Below are 13,282 nucleotides of genomic sequence, written 5' to 3'. Positions count from 1 at the left end.
CTGCTCTCCTATCACACCACCAATAAACTTTCACAATTATGTATTCATTTTTAGATATTCATACTCATATAAATTACTTCCGTGTTAATTGAAAAGTTTTTCCTCACAGAAATTGAGTATCCCCAAGACTCTCAACTGCCGTTAATAAAAATTTACAAGTATGCTTGATTACCTCAGATTCATCGCTAATTGAGGCAGATATGCCTATATCTCATGGTAATTTTCTTTAGAGTACTAACTCTGAAGATTTGCCGTCAAAAACTTCTTATTGAATACAACAGTTATTTAATTATTCCGGAAGTATAATTTATTCTCATCTCCCAATGAGAAGAGAATCGTGTTAATATATGTAAAACTAATACCTTGAGCTTTAATCAATGGGTAAGGTTTTAGTCTTAAACGCCTCTTACGAACCGCTCAATATTACGAGCTGGCGGCGGGCTGTGGTTTTGTTAATCAAAGGCAAGGCAGAACGAGTCGAACACAATGGTAGGTTGCTTTATGCAGGTTTTCCATTGCCAACAGTGATTCGCTTACGTCATTATGTGCGTGTTCCTTACAAGGAAATGCCTTTGACTCGCCGTAACCTCTTGCACCGCGACGGACATACTTGTCAATATTGTGGCTATACAGGTGATGAATTGACGTTAGATCATGTCATACCGCGATCGCGTGGTGGCGGCGATACCTGGGAAAACATCGTTACGGCCTGCGTCCGTTGCAATGTCAAAAAAGGTAATCGCACACCTCAAGAAGCCCATATGCTCCTGCGTCATTTGCCCCGCCAACCTTACAGCAGCCTCTACTTTGAGGTCAGTAAGCATCTTAAAAGTGGACTGCATCAAGAGTGGCAAAAATATGTGATAGGTCTTTGACACTAACAATTTCAAACTGAACTGACACAGCCACAATGACTTGTTGTCGGTATGATGTTTTGTCTTAGTTGGGCAATGATAGGTTAGGTTGCTCACATACTACTATGACTTGTGTTGCATTCTAGGAAAGAATTGCAGCTGCTTGAGGTTGTAGCCCTACAGTAGCTGTTAAAGTAGTGTGCAGGCATTTGCCTAAATAATTCAACAGTCTCCTATTATATATCCATAAACTTAAAAAATCTAGACTTGCTCAAAAAATTCTCTCCAACTCAGAGAATGGTCTAGCTAAGATAAAAATTAGAGTTTGATCATAAACCTGAAACATAGATTTTCTGCCGTTATATGTAATTTGGCAGAAGTTTGCCAAAATTTTGCCTAGTTATCTTGACAAAAAATACACCAAGATACGTATCCCCAGGTCTCTAGATTTTTGCGAAGATCAAGATGTGTGGCTAAATCAGTAAAATCCTGGTTGTAAATTTCTCAATCAATAATGCCTCACACTTAACAAAGATGTTTTCTATGCAACTAAATTCTTCCTTGAAGCAGTCAGAGAGTTTTTCATTGACCACAGAGCCGAGTCCAGAGGATGCTGAGGTAGACCAAGAAGCCGTTGAACTACCACTGAATCGGCCATCCTTGCCAGCATCCACAAGCGATGGAGTGAGTGTTTATCTCGGTCAACGTAACAATTCCTTAACTTTTCAAAAAGCCGAGGAACTGCAAAAGACCTTATTAGCCCATAGACATGAGCGCCAGCTAATCATTTTGCAAGATTTTCCTGACCCTGATGCGCTCTCCTGTGCTTGGGCTTACCAGTTAATTGCTCAACAATATGACATTAAGTGTGAAATTGTTTATGCGGGGACTTTGAGCCATCAAGAGAATATCGCCTTAGTCAAGCTGACAAATTTACCCGCCCAGCGTTGGACACCACAAAATGTCAAATCCAAAGATTTGTCTTGTTATCAAGGTTTTGTATTAATTGACAATCAAGGAACCACCAGTCAGTTACTAAACCCAGTACAGCAGGCAGGAATGCCCTTAGTAGCAGTGATTGACCATCACAGCTTACAGACAGAACTCAAATCAGAGTATGTCGATGTCCGCCCCTATGTAAGAGCAACGGCCACGATTTTTACTCAGTACTTGCAATCGGGGTTATTGGCTTTAGACAGCAGCATTAGCCAACACGTTAAATGTGCAACAGCCTTGATGCACGGCTTGCGATCGGATACAAATCGCCTGATGCAAGCACAAGAAGAAGATTTTATGGCAGCTGCGTATCTAAGTCGATTTTATGATGCTCAATTATTAAACGCCATTCTCCAGGCAAACCGTTCCAAACGGGTAATGGATGTGATCGAGCGATCGCTCAAAAATCGTATAGTACAGAATAACTTTTCCATCGCTGGTGTTGGTTATCTGCGCTACGACGACCGCGATGCTATTCCCCAAGCAGCTGATTTCCTAGTCACCGAAGAAAACGTCCACACCGCTGTAGTGTACGGCATTGTTCACGACGAAGACGACGAACTCGAAGTAGTTATCGGTTCCCTGAGAACCACCAAACTCACCCTCGACCCCGACGAATTCATCAAAGAAGCCTTTGGACAAGACAGCACTGGACGCTTTTTTGGCGGTGGTAGAACAAGTGCTGGCGGGTTTGAAATTCCAATGGGTTTCCTCTCAGGTAGTAACGAAAATCCAGCCTACGCCAAGATGAAATGGGAAGTTTTTGACGCTCAGATTAAGCAGAAATTACTGAGGTTAGTTAATCCCAAAGATAACCCGATTCAGTCAGAGTAAATCTGGCGATTGAAGGCAAAGAATCGGTAAGTCGCAATGAGAGCCAAGAAATCAATTTCTTGGCTGTCGTTATGTATAGCGCAAATCAGCTTAAACAGGTATAAATTTGTTATAACCTATTGTATTCTTACGAATTAAAAATCAGTGTTATAAAATGCCGTAAGTTTTTTCATTACTGAGCAAAATACAAAGTTGGAATGTCAATAATATATCTACCTTTTGAATTTCTCATTCCCAGAAGGCCTGTCTCATTACAAGCAAAGCGAAAAGGACTTCAAGAATGGAAAAATTTTGTCCGCTCTGAAGCTCAAAAGGTTTGGCAAGGTAGCAGTCCCATTCAAAACACTAATCTACAGTTGACGCTCGTGTATCTTTGTAGTGATTACCCACCTGATACCGATAATATTATCAAGCCGATTCAGGATGCGCTTGTAGGCTTAGTTTTTGAAGACGATAATTTAATATCAGATGTAGAAAGCCATCGTCGTTTTATCTCTAACCCTATTGACTTTATAAATTTACCTTTATTACTACAGCAGGGTGTTCTTATAGGTCAAGAGTGTGTTTATGTAAAAGTTAGTGAATCTCAAGCATTGGAAAAATACTTATGACTAACAATACTAAAAATTTACATGATGAGAAAATCAAATCTTTAGCAGATAAATATGTGAGCGAAGGATTTCAGGTTTTGACTGAACCTAAGCCGGAACAGTTGCCTTTTGATTTAGGTAATTACTGTCCAGATATGATTGCTACTAAAGATAATTCAGGTTTTTTAATCGAAATTAAAACCAGTACAAGCCGAATTTCTGTGGACAATTTAAAGAATTTAGCCGAGGAAGTGAATAAGCATTCAGGTTGGCGTTTTTTATTAGTAACGCTTGAAGACCCAACATCATTCCCTGAAACACCGGAAAAACTTCCTTCATGGGAAGCTCTAACTGACCGTTTTTTACAAGCTCATCGGCTGATTGAAAATAAAGAAGTTGAACCAGGATTTCTGTTTTTATGGAGTATTTTTGAGGGTGCTTTAAGAAAAAGAGCATTTGATGTGTCAATTCCGGTAGAGCGTTTTCCCGTCATAGGATTACTCAAGCAGATGTACTCGTTAGGAGAGTTATCAATTTCTCAATTTGACTTTGTGCAGGCTTGTTCTGAAGTACGTAACCGTCTTGCTCATGGATTCATAGAGAATTTGAATTTAAAAGTTGTTCATGATTTTGATGTTTTGGTTAGTGAATTGTTGGCAGAATGGAAAACTGAAGAACCGAAAAACTAAAATATGTATTAGTTGAATCCACAACTCAAGCAGCAGATTTTGTATGGGGAAATGATAATTTTATTGGAATGTGGCGCGATCGCCAAAATCTACCTAAAAAGCACTGCTTGGGTGCGTAGCATTCGAGAAGAATTAGGATATGTTAATTAACATCAGGCGTAAATCCTAACTCAGCACTCAGGGCTATCATTGTGGAACTGTATCTGATTCGACATGGCATCGCGCAAGAGAGGGAAGTGGGTATTAAAGATGAAGAACGCGAACTCACCAAAGAAGGAAGGCAAAAAACCGAAAAAGTAGCCCAGCGTCTGGTCAAGCTAGGTTTGCAGTTTGATTTGATTGTCAGTAGTCCTTTAGTTCGCGCCCATCAAACAGCAGAAATTCTCATCGCCACCGAACTCAGTTCCCAGTTAGAAGAATCTACTCATCTTGCGCCTGGAGGTCATCTTTCCAGTTGGTTGGTTTACTGGCTAGAACCCAAAAATTATTCCCAAAATACCCGGCTGGCCTTGGTAGGTCATGAGCCTGATTTGAGTAGTTGGGCAGAAATTCTCCTTTGGGGAGAAATCAAAGGCTGTTTAGTCCTGAAAAAAGCAGGTATGATCGGAGTAAAACTACCAGAAGATGGCTCTGTTGTGGGTCGTAGTCAAATGTTCTGGTTGACACCCCCCAAATACTTGCTATAGCAGTTTTTCAATTCTTCTCGAAGAATTGTTGTGAGAACGACTACTGTTATGGCAAAAATAATTTCTGGTAAGTTAGCGTGATCGAATATTTCACAAAGTAAATGGTGTTGCCATGATGGTGTGTGAATACAAGCCTGGTTTAGAAGGCATTCCCGCAGCCCAATCGAGTATCAGTTACGTAGATGGGCAAAAGGGAATACTAGAATATCGTGGCATCCGGATTGAGGAATTAGCAGCCAAAAGTACCTTTATCGAAACTGCTTATCTCCTTATCTGGGGTGAATTGCCAACTAAAGAAGAACTAGCAGCATTTGAGGAAGAAGTTCGCCTGCACAGGCGGATTAAATACCGTATTCGGGACATGATGAAATGTTTTCCCGAAAGCGGTCATCCAATGGATGCTCTGCAAGCCTCTGCGGCGGCTTTAGGCCTGTTTTACTCTCTGCGAGATTTACATAACCCCGCCTACATTCGGGATTCAGTTGTGCGCTTGATAGCAACTATCCCCACAATGGTGGCAGCATTCCAGTTGATGCGTAAGGGTAATGACCCCGTAAAGCCGCGTGATGACCTAGATTATTCCGCCAATTTTCTCTACATGCTCAATGAGAAAGAACCGGATGCTTTGGCGGCAAAAATCTTTGATATCTGCTTGATTTTACACGTTGAGCATACAATGAATGCTTCGACTTTTAGTGCTAGGGTAACAGCCTCGACCTTGACTGACCCTTATGCTGTAGTTGCTAGTGCCGTAGGAACCTTGGGCGGCCCGCTGCATGGTGGAGCCAACGAAGAAGTAATTCAGATGTTAGAAGAAATCGGCTCGGTAGAAAATGTCCGTCCCTATGTTGAGGAGCGCCTGCAAAACAAACAAAAACTGATGGGTTTTGGACATCGCGTCTACAAAGTGAAAGACCCACGCGCCATTATTCTCCAAGACCTGGCAGAACAACTATTTGACAAGTTTGGCGGAGATAAATACTACGACATTGCCCAAGAAATGGAACGGGTTGTTGAGGAGAAACTTGGTCACAAAGGAATTTATCCTAATGTTGACTTTTACTCCGGTTTGGTGTATAGAAAGATGGGGATTCCCACAGATTTGTTTACACCAATATTTGCGATCGCCCGCGTTGCTGGTTGGTTAGCTCACTGGAAAGAACAACTAGCAGAAAACCGGATTTTCCGTCCTACCCAGGTTTACAACGGTAAACACGAAGCGCCTTATATCCCACTAGAACAACGTTAACTGGCAGTGTAATCGTTAAAATAGCACCTACCTGCAAGTAACCAATATCAGCATCAACCCCCAATTCAGGGAATCAGAAATCCTATAAGCAGCAAATAACCGTTGCCAGCCTGGAAGCGGCAGTTTTTTAATGCCTGCTCACGCTAGGGGCGATGAAGTCAAAAGCTAAAAGGCAAAAGTAAAAAGACCAGAATTTTTTGCCTTTTGACCTTTTACTTTTGATTTGTTCATCCCCTATAGCGAATCTCAATCCTACCTATAAGTAGAAGTTCTTGTATGGCTACAGGGACTGAAAACCATGCAACGATATACTAGGCATGGGAATATGGCAACAAATCTTCAATCAGGAGTCATCTCAGAAAGGCTGAAGGCTGAAGGCTAAAAGTTGAAGTATAAAATTTCATACTTCATACTTCATACTTCACACTACCCTCCGGGAAGCCACCCAAAGGGTGTCTACATACTTCATACTTCAACTGACTTAAAGAGCAGAAACATGAACTCAGGAATTGACCTTCAAGGAACATTTATTAAATCCCTGATGGATTTAGGACTACCAGCCGGCACTGCCAAAGCAATTTGGATGCCGCTGCCAATGATCCTGATGCTGATTGGGGCAACAGTAGGTGTATTGGTGTGTGTGTGGCTGGAAAGAAAGATTTCCGCAGCAGCACAGCAACGGATCGGCCCTGAATTTATTGGGGCTTTTGGCTTGCTGGCTCCGGTAGCAGATGGTTTAAAGCTGGTATTTAAAGAAGACATTGTACCAGGTAAAGCTGACCCCTGGTTGTTTACCCTTGGCCCAATCATTGTTGTACTGCCAGTATTTCTGTCTTATTTGATTGTGCCTTTTGGACAGAATCTCGTCATTACAGATGTGAGCATGGGAGTCTTTTTGTGGATTGCCTTGTCTAGCATTCAGCCAATTGGGTTGTTAATGGCTGGCTACGCATCCAATAACAAATACTCCCTCTTAGGAGGGTTGCGGGCAGCAGCGCAGTCAATTAGTTATGAAATTCCGCTGGCGCTGAGTGTACTAGCGATCGCTATGATGTCTAACAGCCTCAGCACAATTGATATCGTCAATCAGCAATCTGGTTACGGCATCCTCGGCTGGAATATCTGGCGACAACCAGTTGGCTTTCTCATCTTTTGGATTGCAGCTTTAGCAGAATGTGAACGCTTACCCTTCGACTTACCCGAAGCGGAAGAAGAACTAGTTGCAGGTTATCAAACTGAGTACTCAGGCATGAAATTTGCTCTGTTCTATCTCAGTTCCTACGTTAACTTAGTGCTTTCTGCTTTATTGGTATCAGTTTTATATTTAGGCGGTTGGGATTTTCCCATTCCCCTGAACACCATCGCTAGTTTGCTGGGCATCAGTGAAGCTAATCCCGTATTACAAGTAGTCACCGCGGGTTTAGGGATTACGATGACCGTAATCAAAGCTTATTTACTGGTGTTCATCGCCATCCTGTTGCGCTGGACAGTACCACGGGTACGCATTGACCAACTCTTAGATTTAGGATGGAAGTTTTTGTTACCAGTTGGTTTGGTTAATCTCTTATTAACCGCCGCCCTGAAATTAGCTTTTCCCGTCGCCTTTGGTGGATAGTCAATTGTCAAGAGTCAAGAGTCAATGGCTTTTGACTATGGACTTTTGACAATTAACTAATAACAAAAAAGAGAGAGTGAAACACAATGCTAAAGTTCCTCAAGCAAGTTGGTGATTACGCCAAAGAAGCAATACAAGCTGGTCGTTACATCGGTCAGGGGTTATCTGTCACCTTCGACCACATGCGGCGGCGACCAGTCACCGTACAGTACCCTTACGAGAAACTGATTCCAGGGGAACGGTTTCGCGGTAGGATTCACTATGAATTTGATAAATGTATCGCCTGCGAAGTGTGTGTGCGTGTATGTCCCATCAACTTACCTGTAGTTGATTGGGAATTTGACAAAGGTAGCAAAAAGAAAAAGCTCAAACACTACAGTATCGACTTTGGGGTTTGTATCTTCTGTGGTAACTGTGTGGAATATTGCCCCACCAACTGTCTATCCATGACAGAAGAATACGAACTTTCTACCTACGATCGCCATGACTTGAACTATGACAGTGTGGCTCTAGGTCGTCTACCTTACAAAGTCACCGATGATCCAATGGTGACACCGCTACGTGAACTAGTTTATCTTCCCAAGGGCGTACTAGACCCTCACGATTTACCCGCAGATGCACCTCGTGCTGGCGCACGTCCTGAAGACCTTGTAGAAAAATAAATGTCATTTGTCATTTGTTCTTTGTCCTTTACTAATGACTAATGACCAATGACTAATGACTAATAACCATTGACCGAGGACAAAAAAGTGAATCTAGCGGAAGGTGTACAGATTGTTTCATTTGGTATATTAGCTGTGATGCTGATTGGAACGGCACTGACTGTAGTGCTGTCTTCCAGCATTGTTTATTCTGCCTTTATGCTAGGAGGCGTATTTATCAGTATGGCGGGAATGTACCTGCTGCTAAATGCTGACTTTGTAGCCGCAGCCCAAGTGCTAGTTTATGTTGGAGCGGTTAACGTGTTGATTTTGTTCGCCATTATGTTGGTGAACAAGCGCCAAGATTTTGCCCCATTTCCCAGTGCTGGAGTGCGGAAAGTCTTTACAGGTATAGTTAGTATCGGACTCTTTGGGCTGTTGAGTGCAATGGTTTTAGCAACACCTTGGGCATACTCAACTACTCCTGTGGCTGGTGAAAGTTCAATAGTTGTGATTGGTGAGCATTTCTTCACCGACTTTTTATTACCTTTTGAACTAGCTTCTATTTTGTTGCTGATCGCAATGGTAGGAGCCATTATTTTGGCACGTCGTGAGTATCTGCCAGATCAAGCGACACCTTCAACTATTCTGACTTTGCCAGAACGTCCCAGAGAACTGGTATCAGCAGGTAGAGAACCCCAAGACTAACTTTACCCATGACAACGAGAAATCATGGTTTAGACCAAGGGTGTAGGGGTGTAAGGGTGTAGGTATTTAAAACCCTTACACCCAACCTGAACAAAAGATTTCCCTGTTAATTCTGACAGCATATTTCACAAGGAATACTAGGATTCATGCAACTTCAGTACTTTTTATTACTGGCTGCCGCTTTGTTTTGTATCGGCATTTATGGTTTAATTACCAGTCGTAATGCTGTACGGGTGCTGATGTCAATTGAGTTACTACTAAATGCTGTTAATTTGAATTTAATGGCATTTTCCAACTTTCTTGACTCAACATTAATTAAAGGCCAAGTGTTTACCGTATTTGTCATTACTGTGGCTGCTGCTGAAGCGGCGGTAGGTTTGGCGATCGTTCTGGCCATTTATCGCAACCGCGATACCGTCGATATGGAGCAGTTTAATCTCCTGAAGTGGTAACTTTGCGTGCAACTCAAGCAGGTAATCATTGCTTATAAGGCGCGAGATTCTCAAAGTAAACGCTGGGCAGAAATTTGTGCCAAGCAACTAGAAAATCGCGATTGCCATGTACTTATGGGGCCAAGCGGGCCAAAAGATAACCCTTACCCGGTGTTTTTGGCATCATCTGGTCAACCAATTGATATGGCTTTGGTACTCGGTGGTGATGGTACTGTTTTAACTAGTGCCAGACATTTAGCCCCAGCTGGTATCCCCATTCTCGGTGTGAATGTGGGCGGTCATCTGGGCTTTTTAACCGAGTCTGTAGATGAATTTCAAGATACAGAAAAAGTTTGGGATCGGCTGTTTGAGGATCGCTATGCTATCCAACGCCGGATGATGCTGCAAGCCGCAGTGTATGAAGGTCATCGCACAAACTTAGAACCAGTAACTGAACGCTACCTTTCATTAAATGAATTTTGTGTCAAACCCGCTTCTGCTGATCGCATGATCACCTCAATTCTCGAAATGGAAATTGATGGTGAGGTAGTCGATCAATATGTGGGAGACGGGTTGATTATTTCTACTCCTACAGGTTCTACTGGTTACACAGTTTCGGCAAGTGGCCCTATCATGCACGATGGTATGGAAGCTGTTACCATTACTCCCATTTGTCCGATGAGTCTTTCTAGCCGTCCCTTGGTTTTACCGCCTGGGGTTGTGGTGAGTATTTGGCCGTTGGGCGATTATGATTTGAGTACCAAATTGTGGATGGATGGGGTGTTATCTACTTCAATTTGGCCGGGACATCGCGTTGATGTACGGATGGCTGATTGTCGAGCTAAATTTATTGTTTTACGCGAAAACAATTCCTATTATCAAACACTGCGCGAGAAGTTACTCTGGGCAGGAACAAGGGTTCGCTACAGTAACAATCATCGTAATTGATTGACACTCCCAAGTAGTCTGAGTGTAACTCTCAGCAATTGATAATAGACTGTTGCTTCTAGCTCAGTTATTTTTTTAACTTCCAGCCCCTGAACAAATTCGGGGGTTTTTTGTCCTTATTAAGCAAGAATCTGTGTATGCTAATTGTGACTGTATTCCAAAGTAAAGACTTATTAGTGGTCTTGTAATCCCAAAACTAGTTTAGTCTTGCTTTTTTTGAAATCCGTCTACTTATTTCTATTTCTTGCGTTATTTGATCTGCTTCTTTTTGAAATTCTTCTACTATGCCTTCCAGATTATTCGCTATTGACAAAACCTCTCGCACTAGCTGTTTTGTCTCTGCTGATTTTTGATCATATTTTTGCGAAGTTGCTGCAATTTGAGAAAAAATTTCTTTATATTCTTCTGGTGGATTTTCTAACCAATCTTCAAACTCACTGTGCTGTTTTCGAACAATTATAAGAGTTTTTTCCCAGGAGGCTTTAAGACGCATATCTAACGTCTTAATCTCATGGTATTTTGCCTTAAGTTGCTTGGTAGTGTTAACTCCAACTAACTCGTAAACCTTAGCTTTTAGCTCTTGAAGTTTCATAGTTACTATCGAGCGTCGCAAATTTAGAGAATTTTATGGCTCTAAAGTTTTAAGTTTCTGATACAGTCTCTCATTCTCTTGACGAAGAAGCTGACTTTCTTGAACTAATGTAGCAATTTGCTGTCTCTGCTGTTCAATTAGCGCGATCGCTTCGTCCCTTTGGTGCTTATAGCGTTTTGTATGAGAAACTTTTCCACCTAAACTCTGATTATTCTTTGCTAACTCTTGTCTTCGCTTCTCAACCGCATTGTACTTCTTTTTAAGCTGCTCTAGTTCTATCACCAGTTCTGCCTTGGCTTTACTATTTTCAGCTTCAGCTCTGAGGGCTTCATTTTCCACTTGGAGCGAGCCAATTCGTGCTTCTAACTTCTGAATTTCTTTATCTTTGCCAAACAGTTTTTCTTGTAAAGCTTTGAGCAAACTGACAAGCTTGGATTTTTGTTGATCTTGCTCATGACAGACTGCTTCAAGCTCATTAGCACGATCACGCAGACGACCAGCTCGATGCTGTAGAACTTTGGCTGTACATTCGTACTTAATAATAGTAATAACCCTGCTACGCTCTGGTTCATCCAGTTGTTGAACTTCGGGGATAGACCGCAGTTCATCGTAGTTGGTACATTCATGGCGTAGCTTTTGGGTCGGGAGGTGTTCAGAATCTGCAATTAACTCATAGTTTTTTAGCCGAACTCGGTTATGCCAATAGTCAAATAATGCCTTGCTGTCGTCCATTGTGCGATCGCTTTTGAAAGTAACTATTGATTCTTACTTAATAAATAGAGTAACTGAAAGCTAACTTGGAGCAGTATTTACTCTGAAATGCTATAAAAATCTTCACTTTGTTACGTTATATGCTTTTGCCTGATTTAAAGGGCATTCTTTTCGATGAGTTTGTTGCAATTGAGCTGGCAATTCTATTTTTGAGGAGTGTACTTCGGTAATACTTGCTCAAGGATTCGTTTTTGACCATTGGGCGTGAGAGCGACTTCATCCTCAGCAACAGGTCGAATCTCCTTATTTTTAATCAGCCTAGATATAGCAACATTAACGTTCTGAGGGTTCTGTCCGGCAGCCTGTTCGCGTAGTTCAGCGCGACTCAAGCGATTATTCGCATCATAATATAGCAGCAATAGAACTTCATCCGTTGCAGAAATATCTCTTGCCAAAACTAGAGGTTTTCCATCTAATTCATGAATTACTGAGTGTTCTAGTTGAACTATCTGGGCAATAGTTTCTGCAACAACCTTTCGATCTCGATTCCACACTATGCGAAGAAATTCGGCAAAAATCCATTTGCTGGCATGAAGCACTAGCATTGAATCCATATAGTTTGCGGTGTATTCAGTTGATATGTGAACAGCACCGCGATCAGAGCGAAATTTATATACAACCTCAATTACTTTGGCCATATGATAACGATCCTTTGAGCCAAGTTTATGGGGAATGTCTTTATCTAATAAAGTGTTACGAATCTCAGCAGGCAATTTACGATGATCAATCTTGCCAGTATCCATTTGAAACAAACAACGCGACACCGCTTCACAAAAGCGTCCACCATCTAATTCTGCTGGTTGCCAGTCGCCAGCTAGAAATCTTTGCTGCATTTCGACATAGCATTCAACCACTGCATGGGCAAAGTGAGCGTCAACAATTTTTGAAAGTTCCTGAATTAATTGCTCAGATGTCCTTCTCATGGTTACACCTCACCAGGATTTTCAGAAGATTTATCAATAGATGCGTTGTTTTGTTTGGAGTTGATCAATCTTTCGACCTCAGCCAAGCCAGGAGGTAATATTTGGAAACCGCCCTGCACTTTAATTAAGCTTCCTTGTCCTGAAGCTTCTTGTAAGCGTCGTTCTAAATTACTTTCATCCGCCTTAATACCTAGTGCTAAATACAGGAACTGCTTAAGCTTGTTGCTTGAAACTACTATCTCAGGGTTGCTTGTTGCTTTACCAATTGCCCACAGACTAAATAAGCCCTTCTCCATACCCGTACAATCTTTAATGACTGCATGAAAATCAATATCAAAGGAGAGTAATTTCCAGTTAGCTACCCAAGACTCTACGTCTTTAGAAAACTCATTATTCTTACGCTTGCCATTTTTGGTGTTGCTTTCTGAATCCTCGTTGCTTTTAGTATTGGATTTAGAACTGCGTAAGGCTGTACCGGATGTTAAATTCCACTTGCCTTTTATATTGTCATCAAATACGTCTGCGAGAACTTTTCGCGCTTCGTCTTCCCCTGACAGTCGCAGCCCGACCATATTTCTGTCAACAATCAAGTCAGGACTTTTACTAATCCATGTGACGATGTTGTTATCCCTCTTCTGTCACTTTCCGAGTATTCTAAATAAAAGGATTAAAAGAAAAAACTCTGGAAGGTAAGCAGGGCAATGGATGTGGAATTACAAATCCTGAAACATTTACGTCGAGACGCTCACCCAACA

General features: G+C 41.8%; 15 protein-coding genes. 11 read left to right on the top strand and 4 right to left on the bottom strand.

Going from position 1 to position 13,282, the window contains the following annotated elements; genetic code table 11:
* The first annotated feature begins 377 nt into the window (after positions 1 to 377).
* The 11 genes from IQ244_RS26355 (at position 378) to IQ244_RS26305 (ending at position 10,241) form a co-directional block, all read left to right on the top strand.
* Positions 378 to 875 carry an HNH endonuclease gene (locus tag IQ244_RS26355; protein WP_193899503.1) on the top strand — a complete coding sequence of 166 codons (498 nt, stop codon included), beginning with the start codon at positions 378 to 380 and terminating at the stop codon, positions 873 to 875.
* Positions 876 to 1,397: 522 nt separating this feature from the next.
* Positions 1,398 to 2,684 carry a DHH family phosphoesterase gene (locus IQ244_RS26350; protein WP_193899501.1) on the top strand — a complete coding sequence of 429 codons (1,287 nt, stop codon included), beginning with the start codon at positions 1,398 to 1,400 and terminating at the stop codon, positions 2,682 to 2,684.
* 197 nt (positions 2,685 to 2,881) lie between these two features.
* On the top strand, positions 2,882 to 3,295 hold the full coding sequence (locus IQ244_RS26345; protein WP_193899499.1) for a RusA family crossover junction endodeoxyribonuclease: 414 nt from the start codon (positions 2,882 to 2,884) through the stop codon (positions 3,293 to 3,295).
* On the top strand, positions 3,292 to 3,963 hold the full coding sequence (locus tag IQ244_RS26340; protein ID WP_193899490.1) for a hypothetical protein: 672 nt from the start codon (positions 3,292 to 3,294) through the stop codon (positions 3,961 to 3,963). Before IQ244_RS26345 ends, IQ244_RS26340 begins: the two co-directional genes overlap by 4 nt.
* A 191-nt stretch (positions 3,964 to 4,154) precedes the next feature.
* A complete protein-coding gene (gene sixA, locus IQ244_RS26335; protein ID WP_193899488.1) occupies positions 4,155 to 4,649 on the top strand; it encodes a phosphohistidine phosphatase SixA in 495 nt (164 codons plus the stop codon).
* 112 nt (positions 4,650 to 4,761) lie between these two features.
* Positions 4,762 to 5,898: a citrate synthase gene (locus IQ244_RS26330; RefSeq protein WP_193899486.1), complete on the top strand. Its 1,137-nt coding sequence runs from the start codon at positions 4,762 to 4,764 to the stop codon at positions 5,896 to 5,898.
* A 496-nt stretch (positions 5,899 to 6,394) separates the two neighbouring features.
* The gene (gene nuoH, locus IQ244_RS26325) at positions 6,395 to 7,513 is read left to right on the top strand and encodes an NADH-quinone oxidoreductase subunit NuoH (RefSeq protein ID WP_193899484.1); all 1,119 of its coding nucleotides are present in this window, start codon (positions 6,395 to 6,397) and stop codon (positions 7,511 to 7,513) included.
* 86 nt (positions 7,514 to 7,599) lie between these two features.
* On the top strand, positions 7,600 to 8,175 hold the full coding sequence (gene ndhI / locus IQ244_RS26320) for an NAD(P)H-quinone oxidoreductase subunit I (protein ID WP_193899475.1): 576 nt from the start codon (positions 7,600 to 7,602) through the stop codon (positions 8,173 to 8,175).
* Between the two features lie 87 nt (positions 8,176 to 8,262).
* The gene (locus IQ244_RS26315; RefSeq protein ID WP_193899473.1) at positions 8,263 to 8,862 is read left to right on the top strand and encodes an NADH-quinone oxidoreductase subunit J; all 600 of its coding nucleotides are present in this window, start codon (positions 8,263 to 8,265) and stop codon (positions 8,860 to 8,862) included.
* Positions 8,863 to 9,008: 146 nt separating this feature from the next.
* Complete coding sequence (gene nuoK / locus IQ244_RS26310) at positions 9,009 to 9,314, top strand: NADH-quinone oxidoreductase subunit NuoK (RefSeq protein ID WP_006199065.1); 306 nt, start codon at positions 9,009 to 9,011, stop codon at positions 9,312 to 9,314.
* Between the two features lie 6 nt (positions 9,315 to 9,320).
* The gene (locus tag IQ244_RS26305; protein ID WP_096580773.1) at positions 9,321 to 10,241 is read left to right on the top strand and encodes an NAD(+) kinase; all 921 of its coding nucleotides are present in this window, start codon (positions 9,321 to 9,323) and stop codon (positions 10,239 to 10,241) included.
* Between the two features lie 196 nt (positions 10,242 to 10,437).
* On the opposite strand, the gene IQ244_RS26300 is transcribed toward IQ244_RS26305, so the two are convergent.
* From IQ244_RS26300 to IQ244_RS26285, 4 genes are all read right to left on the bottom strand, one after another.
* The gene (locus IQ244_RS26300) at positions 10,438 to 10,833 is read right to left on the bottom strand and encodes a hypothetical protein (RefSeq protein ID WP_193899471.1); all 396 of its coding nucleotides are present in this window, start codon (positions 10,831 to 10,833) and stop codon (positions 10,438 to 10,440) included.
* A gap of 33 nt (positions 10,834 to 10,866) precedes the next feature.
* The gene (locus IQ244_RS26295; protein ID WP_193899469.1) at positions 10,867 to 11,565 is read right to left on the bottom strand and encodes a hypothetical protein; all 699 of its coding nucleotides are present in this window, start codon (positions 11,563 to 11,565) and stop codon (positions 10,867 to 10,869) included.
* Positions 11,566 to 11,747: 182 nt separating this feature from the next.
* Positions 11,748 to 12,527 (bottom strand): hypothetical protein, encoded by a 780-nt coding sequence (locus IQ244_RS26290; RefSeq protein WP_193899467.1) that lies wholly within the window; start codon positions 12,525 to 12,527, stop codon positions 11,748 to 11,750.
* 2 nt (positions 12,528 to 12,529) lie between these two features.
* Positions 12,530 to 13,099, bottom strand: a complete 570-nt coding sequence (locus IQ244_RS26285) for a hypothetical protein (RefSeq protein WP_193899465.1) — start codon at positions 13,097 to 13,099, stop codon at positions 12,530 to 12,532.
* Between the last annotated feature and the right edge of the window lie 183 nt (positions 13,100 to 13,282).

The organism is Nostoc sp. LEGE 06077 (assembly GCF_015207705.1).
GTDB lineage: Bacteria > Cyanobacteriota > Cyanobacteriia > Cyanobacteriales > Nostocaceae > Nostoc_B.
This window is presented reverse-complemented; position numbering and strand designations above follow the sequence as displayed.

Coding starts and splice junctions, on each gene's coding strand:
- IQ244_RS26355 (WP_193899503.1), top strand. CDS start 378: ATGGGTAAGGTTTTAGTCTTAAACGCCTCTTACGAACCGCTCAATATT.
- IQ244_RS26350 (WP_193899501.1), top strand. CDS start 1,398: ATGCAACTAAATTCTTCCTTGAAGCAGTCAGAGAGTTTTTCATTGACC.
- IQ244_RS26345 (WP_193899499.1), top strand. CDS start 2,882: ATGTCAATAATATATCTACCTTTTGAATTTCTCATTCCCAGAAGGCCT.
- IQ244_RS26340 (WP_193899490.1), top strand. CDS start 3,292: ATGACTAACAATACTAAAAATTTACATGATGAGAAAATCAAATCTTTA.
- IQ244_RS26330 (WP_193899486.1), top strand. CDS start 4,762: ATGATGGTGTGTGAATACAAGCCTGGTTTAGAAGGCATTCCCGCAGCC.
- nuoH (WP_193899484.1), top strand. CDS start 6,395: ATGAACTCAGGAATTGACCTTCAAGGAACATTTATTAAATCCCTGATG.
- ndhI (WP_193899475.1), top strand. CDS start 7,600: ATGCTAAAGTTCCTCAAGCAAGTTGGTGATTACGCCAAAGAAGCAATA.
- nuoK (WP_006199065.1), top strand. CDS start 9,009: ATGCAACTTCAGTACTTTTTATTACTGGCTGCCGCTTTGTTTTGTATC.
- IQ244_RS26300 (WP_193899471.1), bottom strand. CDS start 10,833: ATGAAACTTCAAGAGCTAAAAGCTAAGGTTTACGAGTTAGTTGGAGTT.
- IQ244_RS26295 (WP_193899469.1), bottom strand. CDS start 11,565: ATGGACGACAGCAAGGCATTATTTGACTATTGGCATAACCGAGTTCGG.
- IQ244_RS26290 (WP_193899467.1), bottom strand. CDS start 12,527: ATGAGAAGGACATCTGAGCAATTAATTCAGGAACTTTCAAAAATTGTT.
- IQ244_RS26285 (WP_193899465.1), bottom strand. CDS start 13,099: ATGGTCGGGCTGCGACTGTCAGGGGAAGACGAAGCGCGAAAAGTTCTC.